This window comes from Rhabdonatronobacter sediminivivens, assembly GCF_013415485.1.
Classification (GTDB): Bacteria; Pseudomonadota; Alphaproteobacteria; order Rhodobacterales; family Rhodobacteraceae; genus Rhabdonatronobacter; species Rhabdonatronobacter sediminivivens.
Genome location: NZ_JACBXS010000007.1, coordinates 106,072 through 128,006 on the forward strand (window position 1 = coordinate 106,072; position 21,935 = coordinate 128,006).

The window sequence follows — 21,935 nt, forward strand, 5'->3', positions numbered from 1 at the left end:
TCGCGGCAAGATGAAGGGGGGGGCGGTCAGTAGCCCCGGGTGCGTTCCACAAGATGTGCGAAGGGTTGGCCGGACTCACCGCGGCGGATGTTGTCAGAGATGACCTGGGCTGCGGTTTCGGGGCGGGTGGCGGCGGCGATATGGGGGGTGACAGTGACGCGGGGGTGGGTTCGGTAAGGGTGATCGGCGGGCAGGGGCTCGGTGCGGAAGACATCGAGCGTGGCATGGGCCAGTTGGCCATGCTCCAGCGCCTCCAGAAGCGCCGTGTCATCGATCAGCCCGCCGCGCCCGGGGTTGATGAGCACCGCGCCGCGGGGCAGGGCGGCAAGGGCGCTGGCGTCGATCAGGTTTTCGGTCTGCGGGGTCAGCGGCAGCAGGGTGACGACGATCTGCGCCCGGCGCAGGCAGTCCGTCAGGCCCTGCGCCCCGTGGTGGCAGTCGATGCCGGGCAGGCTGCGGGGGCTGCGGCTCCAGCCCAGAACGGGAAAGCCCAGCTGCCCCAGCGCTTGGGCGCAGGCCTGCCCCAGCGCGCCCAGCCCCAGCATGGCCACCGGACGCTCCGAGGCCAAGGGGGGGATATCGGCGCCCCAGCCGGTGCAGGGGGTGTTGATGAAGCGGTCCATCCCCAGATGGTGGCGCAGCACATGGCCGGTGACATATTCCACCATCCCCTGTTCCAGCGCGGTATCCACCATGCGGCACAGCGGCTGGGTCAGGGTGGGGTTCCCCACGATCCGTTCCACCCCGGCCCAGAGGCTCAGCACCGCCTTGCAGTTGGTGAAGGGGGCGAAATCGCTCAGCGGGCCGTCGGGGGCATAGATGATGTAATCCACGTCTTCGGGGGCGCTTTCGGTCACCAGCCGGTGGTTGATCCCGGCGTCAGTCAGCAGGGCGCCCAGTGGTCCGGCATAGGCGTCAAAGCTTTCGCTTTTGCCGGTGGCAAACAGGATGGTTACGGTCATGAAGGGGTCCTTGGACGGTGGACATGGGCGGATTGCAGCAATCCGAAGGCGATCATCAGCACCAGCATGGCCGAGCCCCCGTAGGAGACCAGCGGCAGGGGCACGCCGACGACCGGCAAGAGCCCCATCACCATGGACATGTTGACGAAGAAATACAGAAAGAAGGTCACCGCCACCCCGGCCGAAAGCAACGCGCCAAAGCGGGTGGCGGCGCGCAGCACGGTGAAGATGCAAAAGCCGATGATCAGCACATAAAGCACCAGCAGCGAGCTGGCGCCCACGAAGCCCAGTTCCTCGGCCAGGGTGGTGAAGATGAAATCGGTGTGCTTTTCGGGCAGGAAGTTCAGCCGCGATTGCGTCCCCTCCATATACCCCCGCCCGGCCCAACCGCCCGAGCCCATGGCGATCTTGGCCTGGCTGATGTGATAGCCCGCGCCCAGCGGGTCGATGCTGGGGTCCAGAAAGGCATCGATGCGGCGATACTGGTAGTCCTTCAGCAACTGCCAATCCGTCCCGCGCGAGGCCATGACCGCAAAAACCAGCCCGCCGCCGCCCAGGATGGCGACGGCGAAATAGATCCAGGACACTCCGGCCAGAAAGATCACCAGCACGCCGCCCAGCCCCAGCAGCAAGGCCGTGCCCAGATCCGGCTGGCGCAGCACCAGCAGCGTGGGGATCGCCACGATCAGCAGGGCCAGGAACACCCACAGCGGGTGCGAGGTCCGCTTCAGGTCCAGCCAGTCATAATAGGCCGCCAGCGCCATGACCACGGTGATCTTGGCCAGTTCCGAGGGTTGCAGCCGGATCGGGCCCAGTTCCAGCCAGCGTCTTGCGCCCATGCCGATGGTGCCGAAAAATTCGACGCCCAGCAGCAGCAGCACCGACACCGCATAGGCCAGCCCGGCGATGGAGCGCCAGAACCACAGCGGCACAAAGGCGATGGCAAACATCAGCGCCAGGCCCAGGGCAAAGCGCTTCATCTGCGGTTCGGCCCAGGGCAGCATGGACCCCCCGGCCACCGAATGCAGCATCAGAAAGCCGATGCAGGACACCGCGGTGACCAGCACCACCAGCGGCCAGTTCAGATGCATCACCTTGGCGATGCCGCTGGGCATGCGTTTGACGTTGTATTCCAGGTAACTCATGCCTGATCGCTTCCCCCATCGCCCAAGGGGCGCAGGCGCGATTGCAGCTCGCGCATCTGGGTTTCGATCCGGTTGCGCTGGGGCGTGGGATAGGCCGCAAGCGGGGGCATCCCCTCACTTAGCGCGGCCAGCACGATATCGCGCCCTATGGGCGCCGCCGCGCTGGAGCCGCCGCCGCCATGTTCGACCACCACCGCCACGGCGATGCGGGGGGCATCCTCGGGGGCGTAGCTGACGAAGAGCGCGTGGTTGCGCCGGTTCCAGGGCAGGTCCTCCTGCCGGCGGATCCCGGCCTCGCGCTCGGCCCGGGTGATAGAAAACACCTGGCTGGTGCCGGTCTTGCCCGCGTGGCGGTAATCGGCCTGCACAATGCGCGAGGAATAGGCCGTCCCGCGCGCGTGATTGGTGCATTCGGACATGCCGCGGCGGATCAGATCCAGCCATTCGGGGCGCAGGTCCAGGGATCTGGCCTCGGCCATGGCGGCCTCCTGCCCCCCCACGGCACGGATCATACGCGGCAGCACGGCGCGGTTGGTGGCCAGCCGCGCGGTCATCACCGCCAGTTGCAGCGGCGTGGTCAGAACGAACCCCTGCCCGATCGAGGCGTTGATGGTGTCGCCCACCACCCAGGGCGCGCCGCGCCGCGCCTGTTTCCACTCGCGTGAGGGGTTCAGCCCCGCCGCCACCGCCGACATCGGCAGGTCATAGCGCACCCCCAACCCCAGCCGTTCGGACATGGCGTTGATCCGGTCGATGCCGATGCGCTGGGCCATTTCGTAGAAATAGACATCGCAGGATTCCGACAGGGCCGAGACCATGTTCATCCGCCCATGCCCGCCGCGCCGCCAGCAATGGAAACGATGCCCCGAGATATCCATATGCCCGGGGCAGAAGACACGCTCGTTGGCGTTGGTTTCGCCCGCGTCCAGTGCGGCCAGCGCGGTGACCATCTTGAAGGTCGATCCCGGCGGATACATGCCCTGCACGGTCTTGTCGGCCAGCGGGCGATAGGGGTCATCCAGAAGCGTGCGGTAATCAGGGACGGAAATGCCGCGCACGAACAGGTTGGGATCATAGCCAGGGGCCGAGGAGATCGCCAGCAGATCGCCGCTATGCACATCCATCACCACCGCGGCGGCACTTTCGCCCCCCAACCGGGCCTGCACGAAATTCTGCAGCCGCGCATCCAGCGTCAGCTGCACATTCGCGCCCGCCTGGCCTTCGACGCGGTCCAGCTCGCGCATCACGCGGCCCACGGCATTGACCTCGATCCGGCGTGATCCGGCGGTGCCGCGCAGCCGATCCTCCTGCGCGCGTTCGACCCCGATCTTGCCGATCTGGAAGCGCGGGATCTGCAGCACCGGGTCGGGGGCCTCCAGCGCCTCCAGATCGCGTTCGGAAACAGGGCCGACATAGCCCACCGAATGGGCGAAATCCTCGACCAGCGGGTAATGGCGCGACAGGCCGACCTCGGGCGTGATGCCGGGCAGGGCAGGGGCGTTCGAGGCCACGCGGGCGACTTCCTCCCAGCTCAGCCGCTCGGCGATGGTGACGGGGACGAAGGGGCGGTTGCGCATGATGTCGCGCCGCGCGCGGGCGATCTCATCCTCGCTCAGCACGATCAGCTTGCGCAGGCGGTCCAGCACCATATCCACATCGCCCGCATCCTCACGCACCATGACGATGCGGTAATTCTGCTCATTCCCGGCGATCAGCACGCCATTGCGGTCATGGATCAGCCCGCGCGTGGGCGGAATGAGGCGGATGTTGATGCGGTTTTCCTCGGCCAGCAGGCGGTATTGATCCGACTGGTTCAACTGCATGTCCTGCATCCGCAGCACCAGCGCGCCCACCGCCGCCACCTGAAGCCCGCCCAGCACCATGCTGCGGCGGGTGATCAGGCGGGCGCTTTCGGCCTCTTCCTTTGGGGGGCGCTTCATAGCTTCTGTCCCAATGCATCGACTTCGCCGGTCGCGGGCTTGCGCACCTTGAACACGAAATGTGACAGCGCGACAACCGCCGGGTAGGCGAAAACTGTGGCCAGAAACTGCGCGAAGCTCAACCCGAAGGACGGTTGCGGGATCATCACAATCGCGAGGATCAGCCGGTTCGCCAGAAACATGGTCAGCAGGACGCCTGCCACCAGAAGGTATTCGAACCAGAAGTTCAGCCCCCGCAGCGTGGCGGCGCGGCGGCGCAGGAATTCGCTGCCCAGAAGCACCAGCATCGCCCACAGCCCCGGAGGACGCATCAGCAGCAGGTCCTCCAGGAAAAACACCGCGGCAATGGCCAGCGCGGGCAGGTAATCGGGGCGCCGCACCACCCAGGCCAGGGCCAGGCACAACACCACATCGGGCGCCGGGAACAGCCAGCCGCGTTCGCCCAGCGGCAGCAGGCGGATGAACAGCGACACAAAGGCCAGCGCCAGGAACAGCGCCAGGTAGCTGAACGGTTTGACCGGCTGCTGTTCAGCCATCGCCGTCCTGCGGCGCGGCGTCTTCGGAGGGCAGTTCCAGCGGCGGGAATTCCGGGGCAATCAGCCCGCCGGCATCGGTGATCCGTTCCATCGGGCGTGAACGCAGCACGCGCAGGAAATCCAGCCGCTCATAATCGGCGGCCAGCCGCAGCCGCAGGCGGCGGTCGGCGCCCATCACCACCTCGCCCACCAGCAGGCCCGCCGGGAATACCCCCCCGTCATCCGACGATATCACACGGTCGCCGGGGCGGACCTCGTCCGGGGTTTCGATGAAATCCAGAATCGGCAGCGCCGAATTGTCCCCCGTCAGCAGCGCCCGCTGCCCCGAGGGCTGCACCACCACCGGCACCCGGCTGTTGGTATCCGTCAGCAGCACCACCCGCGCCGAACGATGCCCCACCCCGGAAATCCGGCCCGCCAGCCCCAGCCCGTCCATGACCGCCCAGCCGTCCTGCACCCCGTCGCGCGCGCCCACATTCAGCAACACCGATTTGCGGAAGGGTGAGCCGGAATCGGCCAGCACGACCCCGGTCACATGGGTCAGCTGCGGGTCCAGCCGCACCTGGTTGAGGTCCAGCAGTTGCGCATTGCGCTGCTCCAGTTGCAGCGCCGCCTCGCGCCAGGCGCGCATCTGCTGCAATTCGCGGCGCAATTCCTGGTTCTGTTCATAGATGCGGGCATAGGAGCGGAAGTTTTCCGCCATGTTCACGGCCTTGGCCACCGGCAGCAGTGCCCAGTCGAAGCTGGGCACAACCGCGTCGATCAGGGCGGCGCGGAACTGCTCCATCCGCGGGCTGTCCACCCGCCACAGCACAAAGGACACCCCCAGCGCGGCCACCAGCACCCCGACAAGGATGCGGCGCACCGGGCGGATATAGTCGGGTTCGGTGTTGCGATCCTGCGCCAAGCCAGCCTCATGCAGGCAGAAGCGTCAGCTCTCGTAATCGATCGCGTGACGCAGTTGCTTTTCGTATTCCAGCGCCTTGCCGGTGCCCATGGCAACGCAGTTCAGCGCCTCATCCGCGACCGAGATCGACAGCCCCGTCTGTTCGCGCAAGGACAGGTCCAGCTCTCCCAGCAGCGCGCCGCCGCCCGTGAGCATCACGCCCCGGTCCACGATATCGGCGGCCAGATCGGGCGGCGTCGTCTCCAGCGCCATCATGACCGATTCGACCATGGTCGTCACGGTCTCGGCCAGGGCTTCGGCGACCTGCGCCTGGGTGATCTCGGTTTCCTTCGGCACGCCGTTGAGCAGATCGCGGCCCCGGATCTGCATCGCCGCACCGCGCCCGTCATCGGGCATGCGGGCGGTGCCGATGGTGCATTTGATCTTTTCGGCCGTGGCCTCGCCGATCAGCAGGTTCTGCTGGCGCCGCAGATAGCTGATGATCGATTCGTCCATGCGGTCGCCACCCACGCGGACCGAGCGCGCATAGACGATGTCACCCAAGCTGAGCACCGCAACCTCGGTGGTGCCACCGCCGATATCGACCACCATGGACCCGGTGGGGTCGGTGATCGGCATGCCCGCACCGATGGCCGCGGCGATGGGTTCGGAAATCAGCCCCGCCCGGCGCGCGCCTGCCGACAGCACCGATTGCCGGATCGCGCGCTTTTCCACGGGTGTGGCGCCATAGGGCACGCAGACGATGACCTTTGGCTTGGAAAACATGGTGTTACGATGCACCTTGCGGATGAAATGCTTGATCATTTCCTCCGCCACATCAAAATCGGCGATCACCCCGTCGCGCATGGGGCGGATGGCTTCGATGCTGCCCGGCGTGCGGCCCAGCATCAGCTTGGCATCCTCGCCCACCGCCAGAACCTGCTTGCGCCCGTCCTTGATGTGATAGGCCACCACCGAGGGCTCATTCAGGATGATCCCCCGCCCCTTGACGTAGACAAGCGTGTTGGCGGTGCCAAGGTCGATTGCCATGTCCGAGGAGAACAGGCCAGACAGAAAGGACATCCCGGGATTCCCGCAATCAGCAAAGTGAAAAACCCGCCCCGGTTCGGGGCGGTTGACGACGTGCCCTTATAGGCGCGAGCTGTGGCCGGGGTAAAGGGGCGCAAGCGGCGCGGTCACCCGCCTGTGCGCGATGTTGCTCATCACGAAAGGGTGGGGTGCCCGCAGCGGCACCACCGGGGTGCCGCTGTCATTGCCTTCAGGCGTTTACATCCACAACCACGCGGCCCTGCACCTGGCCTTGCAGGATATCGGCGCCCAGTCGCGGCAGATCGGCCAGGGTGGCGGGGCGGATCATGGCGTCCAGCTTGTCCAGCGGCAGGTCGCGGGCGATCCGGTCCCAGGCGCGGATGCGGTTGTCATAGGGCTGCATGACCGAATCGATCCCCAGCAGGTTCACGCCCCGCAACAGGAAGGGCACCACCGTGGCGGGCAGCCCCGCGCCCCCGGCCAGGCCGACAGCAGCGACCGAGGCCCCGTATTGCATCTGCCCCAGCACGCGGGCCAGCATGGCGCCGCCCACGGCATCGACGCAGCCCGCCCAGGTTTCAGATTCCAGCGGGCGCTTCACGGTCTCGGCGATATCCGCGCGCGGGACGATCTGGCTGGCGCCAAGGCCGCGCAGGTAGGATTCAGTCTCGGGGCGGCCGGTCACGGCTGCCACCTCATGGCCCAGCGCGGCCAGCAGCGCCACGGCAACCGACCCCACGCCCCCCGCAGCCCCCGTGACCAGCACGGGGCCGTTGCCGGGTTTCAGCCCGTGATCCTCCAACGCCATCACGGCCAGAATGGCGGTGAACCCGGCGGTGCCCACGGCCATGGCCTGGCGCGTGCTCAAGCCTTCGGGCAGGGGGACCAGCCAGTCGGCCTTGACCCGCGCTTTCTGCGCATAGCCGCCCCAATGCGCCTCGCCCACGCGCCAGCCGGTCAGCACGACCTTGTCGCCGGGGGTGTAGCGGGGGTCGTCCGAAGCCTCGACCGTGCCGGCGAAATCGATCCCCGGCACATGCGGGTAATTGCGCACCAGCCCGCCGCCGGGGCCGATGCACAGCCCGTCCTTGTAGTTGACGGTGGAATATTCCACCGCCACGGTCACGTCGCCCGCGGGCAACTGATCCTCGGTGATCTGCGTAACGGCGGCGTGGGTCTTGCCCGCGTCATCCTTGGTGACCAGAACTGCGTTGAAACTCATCGTCTTCTCCTTGGTTCAGTTCCAGAAGGCCGAATGCACCCGCGCATCGCGCCGCCCCTGGGGCGTCTGGACCACCAGTTCGGTGCCCGCGTCCCAATGGGTGATGCGTACCATGCCGATGGCGACATTGGTGTCGAAATCCGGCGACCAGGCGGCCGAGCTGATGCGCCCCACCTGTTCGCCCTGACGGGTTGTCACCGGCCAGTAGCGGTCACAAACCCCCACCTTCGCCCCGTCGATGGAGATGGGGCGGATCTGCTGCAACGGCCCCTCCTTGGCCACCCGCAGAAGCGCATCGCGGCCGATGCAGCCGATGGCGCTCTGGGTGTTGCAGAAGCGGCCCAGCCAGCATTCATGGGGCGTGTTGTCATCGGTCATGTCATTGCCATAGCTCAGCAATCCACTCTCGATCCGTTCGATCAGGTTCGGGCAGCCCGCATGGACATCGAGATCGCGCCCGGCCTCCATCAGCGCGTTCCACAGCGGCATCCCCATGTCGGTGCCGTTGACATAGATCTCAAACCCGCCCTGCTTGGAATAGCCCGAGCGTGCCACCACCATGTCCCGGCCCTGGAAATCGAAATGGCCGAAGCGGAAGAAGCGGATGCGCCGGACGGCATCGCCAAAGACGCGGGCCATCAGATCCTCGGCCTTTGGACCCTGCACGGCCAGGGGAGAGATATCGGGCTCATCCACCAGCACATCCAGCCGGTAGCCATAGGCCAACCCCTTCACCCAATACAGCAGATCGCTGTCGGCGATGGAAATCCACCACCGATCCTCGGCCAGTTTCACCGCCACCGGGTCATTGAGCATGCCGCCGGTTTCATCGACGATGGGCACGTAATAGCACTGCCCCGGCAGCATCCCGCGCAGGTCGCGCGGGGTCAGCATCTGCACCAGCCGCCCGGCATCGGGGCCGCGGATTTCCACCTGCCGTTCGCAGGCTACGTCCCAGACCTGCACGGCGGCCTTCAGGTGGTGGTAATCCTCCTCCACCGACCGGAACACGGTCGGCAGAAGCATGTGGTTATAGACCGTGTAGGCCTTGACGCCCGCGGCCTCGACCCCGTCGGAAAACGGGGTGCGCCGCAACCGGCGCGAGGGAGACAGCAGCGGCAGGCTCACCGACCGGGGCCTTTCCAGTCGATCTGGCAGATTTCCGCGCTGCGGCCGTCGAAATCCCACACCCGGCCAAAGGCGCGCACGCGGCCCTTGGTGGCGGTGGCGACGGTGATGTCGGGACCCATCCAGTATTCGGTGTTGGTGACCACGATCTCGCGCTCCGGGTCGGCGCCGCGCACGGGCACGATCTCACCCTGGATCTTCTTGCCGACCATCAGGCGGCGTTTGTCGCCCTCGTTCTCATAGCTCACCGGCGCGCGCTCGGCGCCCAGAAATTCGCTCACCAGCATCCCGAACAGCCCGGTGGTGCCGCGTGCCGCGCCGGAAAAGATGTTGACCAGCGCGTCATAGGCATCGTCCGAGGCGCGGTCATCGATGAAGGCCGCCGCCTTCCAGTTGCCGCGCGCCATGAGGCCGGGGATTTCCAGCAGCAGCCCCACGTTCAGCCCGCTCAGGTCCGTGTCGCCATAATGGCCGCTGTCGATCCGCACGCCGGACCAGGCCTGGCAATAGCCCTCGGTCGGGGCGTGTTTTCCAAGGCTGACCACGCAGGGGCAGAAGACGGTGCAGTTGCAATTCAGGATCAGTTCGCCCTTGATGGCCCAGGGCACGGTGCCAACAGCTTGTTTTTCCAGTGTTTCGGTCATGTGGGACCCTCCTCAGATGATCAGCATTACGGGGGCGGCGGCCAGCAGGAGCCAGCCCAGCGGGCGGGTCAGATGGCGGCCGATCTCGGGCAGTTTCTCCAGCGTCATCAGCACCATGGCCCCGCCCATCCACAGAAGGTTCATGGTCCCGCCGACAAATCCCAGCGCCATCAGCGCCCAGCAGCAGCCCAGGCACAGCGCGCCCAGCCGCAACCCCATGCGCCAGGGGCCTTCGGCCCAGTGTTGCATGAAAAATGCAAGTGGGCGGCGGCATCTGGACAGGCATGCCTCTTTCAACGTTGAAAATTGGTAAGCACCCGCACCGGCCAGCAGCGCCGCGCTGAGCCAGCGGCTGGTGCTTTCGCCCAGCGGGTTTAGCAGCCCCGCGCCTGACAGCGTGATCTGCGCCGCCGTGGCCAGCACCGCAAAGCCCAGCCAGACCAGCAGATACCCCCCCAGCAACAGCGAGAACCCCGGCGCGTGGCCCGCGGCCACCAGATCCTCCCATGTGGCCAGGGTCGGCACCAGCGTCGGCGCCATCATCGCGCCCGCCATGACGGACCACATCAGGAACAGCTGCGGCGCGCCCGCCCAGCCCGGCTCCACAATGCACAGCGTGGCCCAGAACTCGGCCCCGTAGACCTCGGCCGCGGCCAGCAGGTCTGGCGGCAGTTGCGTGGCATAGAGCACACCCCACCCAGCGATCACCAGCGCGTAGAAGCCCAGCCAATGGGGCGCCCGCATCCTGCGCATCTGTGCGGCAATCTGCATCGCTTCCCCCGCTCCCCTACGCTTGGGGCTTGGTCCGGCCCGGTGAATCGTATATGTCTGACATATCAGACCGATAATTGTCTGACAATTGAAAACGAGGGCCCCGCGTGAGAACCGAACTGGACAGCGACCGCGATTATTCCCAGCAGATCGCGCGCACCATCCGCGATGCCATCCTGGACGGCCAGTTGCCCGCCGACGGGCGCCTGCCCTCGGAATCCGACCTTGCGGCGCAATTCAACGTCTCCCGCCCCACGGTGCGCGAGGCATTGAAGCGTCTGGCCGCGCAGAACCTGATCCGCACCCAGCGCGGGGCCAGCGGCGGGGCCTTCGTCAACCGTCTGGGCTTTGACGAGGCGCAGGAGCATCTGGTCACCACCGCTACGCTGCTCCTGTCCATGAACCGGGTGGATTTCGAAACCGCCTGCGAATCGCGCTTCGCCTTGGAACGCGCCTGCCTGCCGCTGGCCTGCGCGCGGCGCGCCCCCGCCCATCTGGCCGCCCTGCGCGCCGAGATCGCGCGGCAGGGGACCGAGGGCCTCAGCGACGAGGATTTCTGCGCCTCGGACGTGGCCTTTCACCGCGCGCTGGTGGATGCGGCGGCCAATCCGGTGCTGTCCTGGCATCTGGCCGGCGCGGTGGAGGCGATGCAACCCCTGATGAACATGATCACCTTCACCGCGCGGTCCCGCGCGCGGATCATCACCCTGCACCAGACCCTGGCCGATGCCGTGGCCGCGCAGGACGCCCAGGCGGCAAGCACCGCCATGGACGCGCTGGCGGCCTACACGCTGGAACTGGGCGGTCAGATCCGCGCCCGGCGCGCGCGGCCCGCCCGGGAAGGGACCTCCGCAGGGTAGGGACCGCGCAAGCTGCCGCCGACCAACCGCAACGCCCCCGTCCGCCAGTGAACCGATCGCCACAGGGCACTGATCCCTGAACGCCCCTTACCTGCCAGAACCCCATTTTCCTGCCCGAAATACTCCGGGGGGTGAGGCGCCCTGGCGCCGAGGGGGGCAGCGCCCCCCTTTTTTCGACACCCGCAACGTGCCCCACAGCCGGGCATGTTCACGCGGCGCCAGACAATGCGCCGTGTCAGCCGTAATGCGCCACCGGCGTCCCGGCCAGTGCGCTCATGTTCAGCAGCCCCCGCGCGGTGATTGACGGGGTGACGATATGCGCGCGGTTGCCCATGCCCATCAGGATGGGGCCCACCTCCAGCCCGTCGCCGCGCATCTTCAGGATGTTGCGCACCCCCGAGGCCGCATCCGTGCTGGCAAAGACCAGCACATTGGCCATGCCCTCGAATCGCGCGTTGGGAAAGATGCGCTCGCGCAGTTCCGGGTCCAGAGCCACATCCAGGGTCATTTCCCCTTCATAGGCAAAGCCGGGGTCCATGGCGTCCAGGATCTCCAGCGCCCCGCGCATCCGACGCCCCGAAGAGCTGTCCAGATTGCCGAATTGCGAATGCGAGCACAGCGCGATCTTCGGCTCCAGGCCAAAGCGGCGCACATGCCGGGCCGCGCCGATCACCACATTGGCGATCTGTTCGGGGCTGGGTTCGGCATGGATCTGGGTGTCGGCCAGGAACAGGTTGCCCTCGGGCTGGATGATGAGCGAGAGCGCGCCGACAGGGTGCAGATCCGGCGTGCCGAGGATCTGGGCGACATAGTTCAGATGCCACAGGAACTGCCCGAAGGTGCCGCAGATCAGGCTGTCGGCATCGCCGCGCTGGACCATGATGGCGCCGATGGCGGTGGTGTTGGTGCGCATCACCGCGCGCGCAATGTCCGGGGTCACGCCGCGGCGCTGCATCAGGGTATGATAGGTCTCCCAATACTCGCGGTAGCGGGGGTCGTTTTCGGGGTTCACCACCTCGAAATCGCGGCCGGGGCGGATGGGCAGGCCGGCGCGCTCGCAGCGCATGTCCAGCACCTCGGGGCGCCCGATGAGGACCGGCACCTCGGTGGTTTCCTCCAGCATCGCGCTGGCCGCGCGCAACACGCGCTCGTCCTCGCCCTCGGCAAAGACGATCCGGCGCGCGGCGGTGCGGGCGGCCTCGAACACCGGGCGCATGATCATGGTGGACTTGAAGACCGAGCCATCAAGCTGGCGCTTGTATTCGTCCAGATCGGCAATGGGGCGGGTGGCCACGCCGGACTCCATCGCCGCCTTCGCCACGGCGGTGGCAACCACGCCGGTCAGCCGCGGGTCAAAGGGCTTGGGGATCAGGTAGTCGCGGCCAAAGGTCATCTGCTCGCCCTTGTAGGCGGCGGCGGCTTCGGCGCTGGTGGTGGCGCGGGCCAGCGCCGCGATCCCTTCGATACAGCCCAGTTGCATGGCGTCGTTGATCTCGGTCGCGCCGACATCCAGCGCGCCCCTGAAGATGAAGGGGAAGCACAGCACATTGTTGACCTGGTTGGGAAAATCCGACCGGCCGGTGGCGATGATCGCATCGGGCGCAACGGCGCGCGCCGCTTGGGGGTCGATCTCGGACCTGGGATTGGCCAGGGCAAAGATGATGGGCGAGGAGGCCATCTTCACCACATCCTCGGGCTTGAGCACATTCGGCCCCGAGAGCCCCAGGAACAGATCCGCGCCTTCGATGGTCTCGGACAGCGGGCGGTCGGTCGTGCCCTGGGCAAAGGCGGCTTTCTGCGGGTTCATGTCCGCCGCGCGGCCTTCGTAAACCAGCCCGTGGATGTCATGCAGCCAGATGTTTTCGCGCTTCACGCCCATCTTGACCAGGATGTTCAGGCAGGCGATGCCCGCCGCCCCGCCACCCGTGGAGACGATCTTGATATCCTCGAACCGCTTGCCCGCGACCAGCAGCGCATTTGTTGCCGCCGCGCCTACCACGATCGCCGTGCCGTGCTGGTCATCATGGAATACGGGGATGCCCATACGCTCGCGGCAGATCCTTTCCACAATGAAGCAATCCGGCGCCTTGATGTCCTCAAGGTTGATGGCGCCGAATGTCGGCTCCAGCGCGCAGACGATATCGGCCAGCTTTTCGGGGTCGGTTTCGGCAAGCTCGATGTCGAAGCAGTCGATATTGGCGAATTTCTTGAACAGGACGGCCTTGCCTTCCATCACCGGCTTGGCGGCCAGCGGGCCGATATCGCCCAGCCCCAGCACGGCGGTGCCATTGGTGACCACGGCCACCAGATTGCCGCGGGTGGTGTAGCGGCTGGCAAGTTTCGGGTCCGACTTGATCTCCAGACAGGCCTCGGCCACGCCGGGGGAATAGGCGCGCGTCAGGTCGCGGCCGTTGGCCAACGGCTTCGTGGGCCGCACTTCCAGCTTTCCGGGTTTCGGATTGGCGTGGTAAAACAGCGCCGCCTGGCGTGCGGCGTCCTGCCTTTCGTCGGTCATCGGTTCCCTCCCGTATGGAGGGTGCAATATCGAACCATATGTCGCCGGTGACAAGGGCGGTTCCGGCTCAGCGGCTTCGCAGGTCGCGTGAAGCTGCCTTGCGCCGCTTGCGTCCGGGCGCGGCGCGGCGCAAACTCGGGTCTGAAAAGTCACGGAGGTTTCATGTCGCTTATGGATGCCGCGCGCGAGGTGCGCGAGAATGCCCATGCGCCCTATTCACGCTTCAAGGTCGGCGCGGCGATCCGCACGGTCTCGGGGGCGGTGTTCACGGGCTGCAATGTGGAAAACCTGGCCTATCCGCAGGGGACCTGTGCCGAAGCCGGCGCCATAGCCGCCATGTGCGCCGCCGGAGAGCGCGAAATCGCCGAGGTTGCGGTGATCGCCGACGCCCCGGACCCGGTGCCGCCCTGTGGCGGCTGCCGCCAGAAGCTGCGCGAATTTGCCGGGCCTGATGTGCCGGTGACCATGGCCACCACCGATGGCGCCACCCGCACCATGACCCTGGAGGAATTGCTGCCCGGTGCCTTTGTCCCCGAACACATGAGCCGCACGTGACCCCGGCGCAGGTGATCCAGTCGGTGATCGATGGCGCGGCGGTCCCGGCGGATATCGGCGCCTTTGCGCTGGGGCTGGCCGATGGGTCGGTGTCGGATGCGCAGGCGGGCGCCTTTGCCATGGCGGTCAAGCTGCGCGGCCTTTCGGATGCGGCGCGCACCGCCCTGACCGAAGGGATGCGCGATTCGGGCGATGTGCTGGGCTGGGAGCTTCCCGGTCCGGTGGTGGACAAGCATTCCACCGGCGGTGTGGGCGATTGCATCAGCCTGGCCCTGGCCCCGGCGCTGGCGGCCTGCGGGGTCTATGTGCCGATGGTGTCGGGGCGGGGGCTGGGCCATACGGGCGGCACCCTTGACAAGCTGGAGGCGATCCCCGGCTACACCGTAGACCAGCCCGAGGACCGCTTTCGCGCCATCGTGGGAGAGATCGGCTGTGCCATCGTCGGGGCCTCGGCCCGGATCGCACCGGCGGACAAGCGGCTCTATGCCATCCGCGATGTGACGGCGAGCGTGGAATCGGTGGATCTGATCACCGCCTCGATCCTGTCCAAGAAGCTGGCGGCGGGGCTGGATGCGCTGGTGATGGACGTCAAGGTCGGCTCGGGCGCGTTCCTGCCGGGCGCGGATCAGGCGCGGGTGCTGGCGCGGTCGCTGGTGGATACGGCGAACGGGGCCGGGTGCCGGACGGCGGCGCTGATTACCGGCATGGATGCGCCGCTGGGCGGGATGGGCGGCAACGCGCTGGAGGTGGCCGAGGTCATGCGCCTGCTGACCGGCGAACGGGCGGCGCCGGACCTGTGGGACCTGACCTGCGCGCTGGGCGGTGAGGCGCTGGCGCTGGTGGGGATCGACGGCGGCGCCGAGCGGGTGGCCAAGGCGCTCCGCTCGGGCGCGGCGGCGGAACGCTTCGGGCGGATGGTCGCGGCGCAGGGCGGGCCGGTGGATTTCGTGGAACGCTGGCCGGATTACCTGCCCGTGGCGCCGGTGCAGGTGGATGTCTTTGCCGACGCCCCCGGCACCCTGGCGGCCATCGACACCCGCGCCGTGGGGCTGGCGGTTGTGGCCCTGGGCGGCGGACGGCGGCGCGAGGGGGACCGGATCGACCACCGCGTCGGCTTTGCCGACATGGCCGCGCCGGGGGCGCATGTCGGCCCGGACGCACCGCTGGCCCGGGTGCATGCGGCCGATGCGGCCAGCGCAGAGGCCGCCGCCAGCGCCCTGCGCGCGGCCAGCCGGATCGGCCCAGCCGAGGCGCCCGCCGCTTTGGTGCGGGAGCGTGTCGCATGAAACCCCGCGCGTTTCTGATAGTGCTGGATTCCGTGGGCTGCGGTGGCGCGCCAGATGCCGCCGATTTCGGCGACGCAGGCGCCAACACTCTGGGTCATATCGCGGTCGCCTGCGCCGAAGGGCGGGCCGAGGATGGTCGCTCCGGCCCCCTGCGCCTGCCCAGGCTGGACGCGCTGGGCCTGGGCCGGGCGATCGAACTGGCCTCGGGGTTGCGCGCGCCGGGATTGGGCGCCGCGCCGCAGGGCCTCTGGGGGGCGGCGACCGAGATGTCCAAGGGCAAGGACACGCCTTCGGGGCATTGGGAGCTTGCGGGCGTCCCCGTGCCCTGGGACTGGCATTACTTCCCCCGCAAGCTGCCCGCGTTCGACCCCGAACTGGTGCGCCGGGTGTGCGAACTGGCCGGGACCGGCGGCATCCTGGGCAATTGCCACGCCGCCGGGATCCCCATCCTCGGCGAACTGGGGGCCGAGCATCTGCGGACGGGATGGCCGATCTGCTATACATCGACGGACAGCGTGTTCCAGATTGCCGCGCATGAAGAGGCGTTCGGGCTGGAGCGTCTGTGGCGGCTCTGCGCCGATCTTGCCCCGCTTCTGCACAACATGCGGGTCGGCCGGGTGATCGCGCGCCCCTTTCTGGGGTCCGAGGCGACGGGCTTCGCCCGCACCGGCAACCGGCGCGATTTTGCCATGACGCCCCCGGCGCCGACCCTGTGCGATTGGGTGCAGCGCGCCGGGGGGCGGGTGCATGCGGTGGGCAAGATCGGGGATATCTTCTCGGGGCAGGGGATCGACCAGCTGCACAAGGGGCGCGACGATCTTGCACTTCTGGAACATATGAGCCGCCTTTCGGGGGATGCAGAGGAGGGATCCTTGACCTTTTGCAACCTGGTGGAGTTTGACAGCCTTTACGGCCATACCCGCGATGTGTCCGGCTATGCCCGCGCGCTGGAACGCTTCGACCGCTGGCTGGCGGGGTTTCTGGACGGGCTGCGCCCCGGCGATCTGGTGATCGTAACCGCCGATCATGGCAATGATCCCACCGCACCGGGCACCGACCACACGCGCGAACGGGTGCCGGTTCTGGTCCATGGCGCGGGCGCAGGCGAAATCGGGCATTGCGGCTTCGTCGATGTGGCGGCTTCGGTCGCGGCGCACCTTCGGGTGCCAAGCCAAGGCCCGGGGCGGAGCTTCCTGCCATGACCGACGCCGACGACTTCCGCGCCTTGCCCAAGGTAGAGCTGCACCTGCATCTTGAAGGCGCCGCCCCGCCCGATCTCATCCGCCGTCTGGCGGCCGAGAAATCCGTGGACCTTTCGGGCATCTTCGATGCGCAGGGCAGCTACGCTTTCCGCGATTTCCGGCATTTCCTGCAGGTCTATGAAGCCGCCTGCACCGTGCTGCAAACCCCCGAGGATTTCCGCCGACTGACCCTTGCGGTGCTGGAGCAATCCGCCGAACAGGGCGTGATCCATACCGAGGCCTTCCTGTCCCCGGATTTCTGCGGCGGCGGCGATCTGTCCGCCTGGCGCGAGTATCTGGCCGCCATGGCCGAGGCCGCCGCCCAGGCGCAGCGCGACCACGCCATCACTCTGCGCGGGATCGTCACCTGTATCCGCCATTTCGGCCCCGCCAAGGCCCGCGCCACGGCGCTTTGTGCCGCCGAAACCGCCGGCGCCATCGTCACCGGCTTTGGCATTGCCGGGGACGAAGGCGCGGGCGCGCCCCGCGATTTCGTCTGGGCTTTTGATTGCGCGCGTGAGGCCGGGCTGGGCCTGACCGCCCATGCCGGCGAATGGGGCGGGCCGGAGTCGGTCCGTGCCGCGCTTGATGACCTGCGCGTCACCCGCATCGGCCACGGCGTGCGCGCCATCGAGGACCCCGCGCTGGTGGAGCGCCTGGCCGAAAGCGGCACCGTGCTGGAGGTCTGCCCCGGTTCCAACATCGCGCTGGGGCTCTATGCGGATTGGCGCGCGCATCCGGTGGCGAAGCTGCGCGACGCGGGGGTGAAACTCACCCTGTCCACCGATGATCCGCCCTTCTTCCACACTTCGCTTTGCGCTGAATATGCGGCCCTGTCCCGCGCCCATGGCTGGGGCCCGGACGATTTCCACGCCCTCAACCGCATTGCCGCCGAAGCCGCCTTCTGCGACACCGCCACCCGCGCCGACATCCTGAACCGACTGGAGCCCGCCCCATGAGCGAACATCTGACCGTTGTCACCCACCCGCTGGTCCAGCACAAGCTGACCATCATGCGCGACAAGGACACCTCGACCGCCTCTTTCCGGCAGTTGCTGCGCGAGATCAGCCAGCTTCTGGCCTATGAGGTCACGCGTGAGATGGCGATGACCATGAAGCAGATCGAAACACCGATGTGCGCCATGGACGCGCCGGTGCTGGCCGGGCGCAAGATGGTGCTGGTGTCGATCCTGCGCGCGGGCAACGGGCTGCTGGACGGGATTCTGGAGCTGGTGCCCTCGGCCAGGGTCGGTTTTGTGGGGCTGTACCGGGATGAGGAAACGCTCCAGCCGGTGCAGTATTACTGCAAGCTGCCCCCGGATCTGGGCGACCGGCTGGTGATCGCGGTGGATCCGATGCTGGCCACCGGCAATTCCTCGGCCGCCGCCATTGATCTGCTGAAGCAGGCAGGCGCGCGCAACATCCGCTTCCTGTGCCTGCTGGCCGCCCCCGAAGGCGTGGCCCGCATGAAGGAGGCGCACCCGGATGTGCCCATCGTCACCGCCGCGCTGGATGAACGCCTGAACGAGAAAGGCTATATCGTTCCCGGTCTGGGCGATGCCGGGGACCGCATGTTCGGGACCAGGTAACGCAGGGGCAAACACGCAGGGTTTACTCGCGCCATGTCATGGGACATTGTGGCATTGCATTGATCTGGGGGATGCAATGTTTGCGCGATTCATGACCGGCAGCCTGGCTGCCTCTTTTCTTGTGTTTTCGACCAATTTTTCATCGGCACAGGGCAGCGGGCTCAGCCCGGCCGAGCCGCCGCCGGCCTCGCATACGGCCAACCGCTATGTGGACAGCCGGGGCTGCGTGTTCCTGCGGTCCACCTTTGCGGGGCAGGTAAGCTGGGTGCCGCTTTTCGGCGCCGATGCCAAGCCCGTCTGCGACGGCGGTGCGGCAGTTGCCCAGCCGGTACGCAGCGTGCCCGAAGCGCCTGCAGCGCACCCGCCAGCCCCGGCCGAAGAGCCCGCGCAGGTGGCTGCCACCGATGCCGAACCTGCCACCGATGTCGAACCCGTGGATGAACGTATCGTGGTTGTCGCGCCGCAGGTGCAGGAACCCGCGTCGACGCCGCAACCGGCCGCAACGCCCCGGCGCACGGCGGCGCGCACCACGGCGCGCCCGCCCAGCCCACCCGCGGCGACCCATCACCGGGACTGCCCCGAGGGCGTGCCCTATGGCCAGCTGGTCCGCGCCGCAGACGGGCGGTTGCTGGTGCGCTGCGTGTCCGAGCCTGACCGCCTGCTGGTCCGGACGGGGCGGAACATTCCGCTGGACCCGGACGCCCCGGAGGCCGAACGCGCCGAGGCCACACCCGCACCCGTACCCGAGGCCACCGAAACCGCCGCTGCCGCTCCGCCCGTGACCCCGGTTGCGGCCCCGGCCCGGACTGCCGCCACCCCCGATGCCGTGCCGATGCCCGGGCGCTATGTGCAGGTGGCCTCGTTCGCGGTGCCGGACAATGCACGGCGCACGCGCGCGGCGCTCGGTGCGCGTGACATTCCGGTGCAGTCGCAGGCTGCCCGGATGCGCGGGCGCCCGCTGGAGGTGATCCTGATCGGTCCCTTTGCCGATGACGCGGAATTGCGCCGCGCGCTGGGCACGGTCCGGGCCATGGGCTTTCGGGATGCCTTTGTGCGCGGCTGACGCGTGGCCTGCCCGCTTGCCACGGCGCCGGGCAGGCGCTACCACCCGGGCATGACCCGTGATCCCGCATCTGTCCCGCATCGCGGGCGCCTGACCCCGAACCGCCCGCTCGGTGATCTGACCTGGCTGCGTGTGGGCGGCCCGGCAGACTGGCTGTTCCAACCCGCGGATGAAGAGGACCTCTCGGCCTTTCTGGCCGCGCTGGACCCGGCGGTGCCGGTGTTTCCCATGGGGGTGGGGTCGAACCTGATCGTGCGCGATGGGGGCTTGCGCGCGGTGGTGATCCGGCTGGGGCGCGGGTTCAACGGGATCGACTGCGCCGAGGGTCAGGTCACGGCGGGGGCGGCGGCGCTGGACGCCCATGTGGCCCGCCGCGCTGCCGATGCCGGGCTGGACCTGACATTCCTGCGCACCATTCCCGGCAGTATCGGCGGTGCGGTGTGCATGAACGCGGGCTGTTACGGCACCTATATGGCGGACCGGCTGGTCCATGTGCGCGCCGTGCTGCGCGATGGGCAGGTGGTGACCCTCCCTGCGGCGGACCTGGGGCTGGGGTATCGCAGCTCGGCGCTGCCCGAAGGCGCGGTAATCACCGCGGCGGTGATGGCGGCGCCGCGCGGCGATCCCGCAGCCCTGCACGCCCGCATGGAGGACCAGCTTGCCCGGCGCGATGCCACCCAACCCACAAAGGACCGCAGCGCCGGGTCAACCTTTCGCAACCCCGCCGGATACAGCTCTACGGGCGCGGCCGATGACACCCATGAGCTGAAGGCCTGGAAGGTGATCGATGATGCCGGATTGCGCGGGTTTCAGATTGGCGGCGCGCAGATGTCGCCCATGCATCCGAACTTTCTGATCAATACCGGCACCGCCACCGCCGCCGATCTGGAGGCGCTGGGCGAGGAAGTTCGAAAAAGGGTTTTGCAGAACAGCGGAATTTCGCTAATATGGGAGATACGGCGCGTGGGCGAACCGGCTGCGCGCCAGACAACGACAAGATGACGACCCGGCAAACGGGTGTGTTTTGAGGGCGCCGCATGCGGCGTGACAGGCAAGATGGCGGGCATGTCGAGCAGGGCAGCCCTCGCTGAAATGGGAATGTCTTTGCCGTGCAGCCGGGCTGCATGGCGGGTGGTCGCGTGGTGCCGGACAGGGGCGCGGGACCTGCTCCGGTCAGTGGGGGCGATGAACACAGGTCTGGTGCCGGTGCGCGTGGCGCATCCGGTGCCTTTTGCCGTGTCCCGCCCCGCGCCTTGCCTGGGGGGGCGCCCATGCCGCCGATAGAGCCCCCGCTGCGCCGCCCGCCCGGCTCGCGCCCGTCCTTGCGCGCAGGCCCCGGCCCGGCGCTGCCCGGATCGCCCCGGATCAACCCTTTCGGTGCCGAGGATTACACCCGCGCCGCCGAAATCCATTCCGCAGACCCGCACCGGCAGGCCCGCGCCGCAGGGCACCGGCCCGGGCAGTCCACTTATGCCACCGGATCGGCGCAAAACCGTGACGCCGCCTTTGCCAGCGAGATTGCCTGGGACCGGCGTGCCTATGCGCCGGGCTGGTCGCTGGGGCATCGGCTGGCACCTGCGCGCGCAACGCCACAGCGCGCCGCCCCCCGGTCCGCGCCCCCGGCCCGTGACACGGCCCATGACACCGCCCGCGACACCGCTCCCCGGAGCTTCTGGCCCTTCCGCCGCGCGGCTGCGGTGGCGCATGATCCCGCGCCCAGCCGCCTGGCCTACAGGCTCAACCGGATGTGGCTGACCCCGGCCTTCCGGCGTTCGCTGACCGTGGGCAGCCCGATTGCGCTGATCGGTTTCTGCATCGGTCTGATCGCCGCCGACCCGGCCCGGCGTGCTTATATGGTCGAAACGGTCGAAGGCTGGCATGCCGCCCTGATCGACCGGGCCGAGTTTCAGGTGGGGACGGTCTCGGTTCCCGATGTCTCACCCGAATTGCGCGCGATGGTGATGGAGCGGCTGGACCTGTCGCTGCCCTTATCCTCGTTCCGGATGGATCTGGAGGCCTTGCGCGCCAGTGTCGAGGCGATCGATGCCGTCAGGACCGCCGATCTGCGCATTGCCTCGGGCGGGGATCTGCTGGTCACCATCGTCGAACGCAAGCCCGCCGTGGTCTGGCGCAGCCGCACCGGGCTGGAACTGCTGGACGCCGAAGGCCACCGGATCGCCCGGCTGGCCGCGCGCCATGCCGTGACGGACCTGTTGCTGGTGGCGGGCGATGGCGCCAGCGATCATGTGGCCGAGGCGCTGGAACTGGCCGCCGTGGCCAAGCCGCTGCAGTCCCGCCTGCGCGGGCTGGTGCGTGTGGGTGAACGGCGCTGGGATCTGGTGCTGGACCGGGACCAGCGCATCATGCTGCCCGAAATCGACCCGATGCCTGCGCTGGAACGCGCCCTGGCGCTGGACCGTGCGCAGGACCTGCTGGCGCGCGATGTCACCCATGTTGACCTGCGCCACCCCGCGCGCCCGGTCCTGCGCCTGAGCGAAGGCGCGCTCGACACCCTGTACAGTATCCGACAATCCGCGGAGTAA

20 protein-coding genes are annotated in these 21,935 nt (G+C 67.9%); 9 read left to right on the plus strand and 11 right to left on the minus strand.

Annotation, left to right across the window (positions count from 1 at the left end; genetic code table 11):
- Nucleotides 1–26: 26 nt before the first annotated feature.
- The 10 genes from HUK65_RS05100 to HUK65_RS05145 all read right to left on the minus strand — a co-directional run bounded on the left by HUK65_RS05100 (nucleotide 27) and on the right by HUK65_RS05145 (nucleotide 10,284).
- Nucleotides 27–962 (minus strand): 2-hydroxyacid dehydrogenase, encoded by a 936-nt coding sequence (locus HUK65_RS05100; RefSeq protein WP_179905064.1) that lies wholly within the window; start codon nucleotides 960–962, stop codon nucleotides 27–29.
- Nucleotides 959–2,107, minus strand: coding sequence for a rod shape-determining protein RodA (rodA, locus tag HUK65_RS05105; RefSeq protein ID WP_179905065.1), 1,149 nt, complete (start codon nucleotides 2,105–2,107; stop codon nucleotides 959–961). Before rodA ends, HUK65_RS05100 begins: the two co-directional genes overlap by 4 nt.
- Entirely contained in the window at nucleotides 2,104–4,047 is a 1,944-nt protein-coding gene (gene mrdA, locus HUK65_RS05110; RefSeq protein ID WP_179905066.1) for a penicillin-binding protein 2, read from the minus strand. Before mrdA ends, rodA begins: the two co-directional genes overlap by 4 nt.
- Nucleotides 4,044–4,583 (minus strand): rod shape-determining protein MreD, encoded by a 540-nt coding sequence (locus HUK65_RS05115; protein ID WP_179905067.1) that lies wholly within the window; start codon nucleotides 4,581–4,583, stop codon nucleotides 4,044–4,046. The genes mrdA and HUK65_RS05115 overlap by 4 nt, the downstream gene beginning before the upstream one ends.
- Complete coding sequence (gene mreC, locus HUK65_RS05120) at nucleotides 4,576–5,490, minus strand: rod shape-determining protein MreC (protein ID WP_179905068.1); 915 nt, start codon at nucleotides 5,488–5,490, stop codon at nucleotides 4,576–4,578. Before mreC ends, HUK65_RS05115 begins: the two co-directional genes overlap by 8 nt.
- Before the next feature lie 24 nt (nucleotides 5,491–5,514).
- Nucleotides 5,515–6,552, minus strand: coding sequence for a rod shape-determining protein (locus HUK65_RS05125; RefSeq protein ID WP_179905069.1), 1,038 nt, complete (start codon nucleotides 6,550–6,552; stop codon nucleotides 5,515–5,517).
- A gap of 196 nt (nucleotides 6,553–6,748) precedes the next feature.
- Nucleotides 6,749–7,741 carry an acryloyl-CoA reductase gene (gene acuI, locus HUK65_RS05130; RefSeq protein WP_179905070.1) on the minus strand — a complete coding sequence of 331 codons (993 nt, stop codon included), beginning with the start codon at nucleotides 7,739–7,741 and terminating at the stop codon, nucleotides 6,749–6,751.
- Nucleotides 7,742–7,756: 15 nt separating this feature from the next.
- On the minus strand, nucleotides 7,757–8,863 hold the full coding sequence (locus HUK65_RS05135) for a dimethylsulfoniopropionate demethylase (RefSeq protein ID WP_179905100.1): 1,107 nt from the start codon (nucleotides 8,861–8,863) through the stop codon (nucleotides 7,757–7,759).
- A gap of 2 nt (nucleotides 8,864–8,865) precedes the next feature.
- Nucleotides 8,866–9,513, minus strand: a complete 648-nt coding sequence (locus HUK65_RS05140; RefSeq protein ID WP_179905071.1) for a DUF1326 domain-containing protein — start codon at nucleotides 9,511–9,513, stop codon at nucleotides 8,866–8,868.
- Between the two features lie 12 nt (nucleotides 9,514–9,525).
- A complete protein-coding gene (locus HUK65_RS05145) occupies nucleotides 9,526–10,284 on the minus strand; it encodes a DUF2182 domain-containing protein (RefSeq protein ID WP_235441768.1) in 759 nt (252 codons plus the stop codon).
- Between the two features lie 107 nt (nucleotides 10,285–10,391).
- Here HUK65_RS05145 and HUK65_RS05150 point away from each other — a divergent pair, with 107 nt between their 5' ends.
- Nucleotides 10,392–11,144, plus strand: coding sequence for a FadR/GntR family transcriptional regulator (locus HUK65_RS05150; RefSeq protein WP_179905072.1), 753 nt, complete (start codon nucleotides 10,392–10,394; stop codon nucleotides 11,142–11,144).
- A gap of 235 nt (nucleotides 11,145–11,379) precedes the next feature.
- Here the strand turns inward: HUK65_RS05150 and HUK65_RS05155 are convergent, their stop codons facing one another.
- Complete coding sequence (locus HUK65_RS05155; RefSeq protein WP_179905073.1) at nucleotides 11,380–13,659, minus strand: NADP-dependent malic enzyme; 2,280 nt, start codon at nucleotides 13,657–13,659, stop codon at nucleotides 11,380–11,382.
- A gap of 162 nt (nucleotides 13,660–13,821) precedes the next feature.
- Here HUK65_RS05155 and HUK65_RS05160 point away from each other — a divergent pair, with 162 nt between their 5' ends.
- From HUK65_RS05160 to HUK65_RS05195, 8 genes are all read left to right on the plus strand, one after another.
- Complete coding sequence (locus HUK65_RS05160) at nucleotides 13,822–14,214, plus strand: cytidine deaminase (protein ID WP_179905074.1); 393 nt, start codon at nucleotides 13,822–13,824, stop codon at nucleotides 14,212–14,214.
- Nucleotides 14,211–15,500 carry a thymidine phosphorylase gene (locus tag HUK65_RS05165; RefSeq protein ID WP_179905075.1) on the plus strand — a complete coding sequence of 430 codons (1,290 nt, stop codon included), beginning with the start codon at nucleotides 14,211–14,213 and terminating at the stop codon, nucleotides 15,498–15,500. The genes HUK65_RS05160 and HUK65_RS05165 overlap by 4 nt, the downstream gene beginning before the upstream one ends.
- Nucleotides 15,497–16,702 (plus strand): phosphopentomutase, encoded by a 1,206-nt coding sequence (locus HUK65_RS05170; RefSeq protein ID WP_179905076.1) that lies wholly within the window; start codon nucleotides 15,497–15,499, stop codon nucleotides 16,700–16,702. Before HUK65_RS05165 ends, HUK65_RS05170 begins: the two co-directional genes overlap by 4 nt.
- Nucleotides 16,699–17,700 (plus strand): adenosine deaminase, encoded by a 1,002-nt coding sequence (locus HUK65_RS05175; RefSeq protein ID WP_179905077.1) that lies wholly within the window; start codon nucleotides 16,699–16,701, stop codon nucleotides 17,698–17,700. The genes HUK65_RS05170 and HUK65_RS05175 overlap by 4 nt, the downstream gene beginning before the upstream one ends.
- The gene (gene upp / locus HUK65_RS05180) at nucleotides 17,697–18,329 is read left to right on the plus strand and encodes a uracil phosphoribosyltransferase (protein ID WP_179905078.1); all 633 of its coding nucleotides are present in this window, start codon (nucleotides 17,697–17,699) and stop codon (nucleotides 18,327–18,329) included. Before HUK65_RS05175 ends, upp begins: the two co-directional genes overlap by 4 nt.
- A 91-nt stretch (nucleotides 18,330–18,420) precedes the next feature.
- The gene (locus tag HUK65_RS05185) at nucleotides 18,421–19,392 is read left to right on the plus strand and encodes an SPOR domain-containing protein (protein WP_179905079.1); all 972 of its coding nucleotides are present in this window, start codon (nucleotides 18,421–18,423) and stop codon (nucleotides 19,390–19,392) included.
- 51 nt (nucleotides 19,393–19,443) lie between these two features.
- Nucleotides 19,444–20,394 (plus strand): UDP-N-acetylmuramate dehydrogenase, encoded by a 951-nt coding sequence (gene murB / locus HUK65_RS05190; RefSeq protein ID WP_179905080.1) that lies wholly within the window; start codon nucleotides 19,444–19,446, stop codon nucleotides 20,392–20,394.
- Nucleotides 20,395–20,663: 269 nt separating this feature from the next.
- Nucleotides 20,664–21,935 (plus strand): cell division protein FtsQ/DivIB, encoded by a 1,272-nt coding sequence (locus tag HUK65_RS05195; protein ID WP_179905081.1) that lies wholly within the window; start codon nucleotides 20,664–20,666, stop codon nucleotides 21,933–21,935.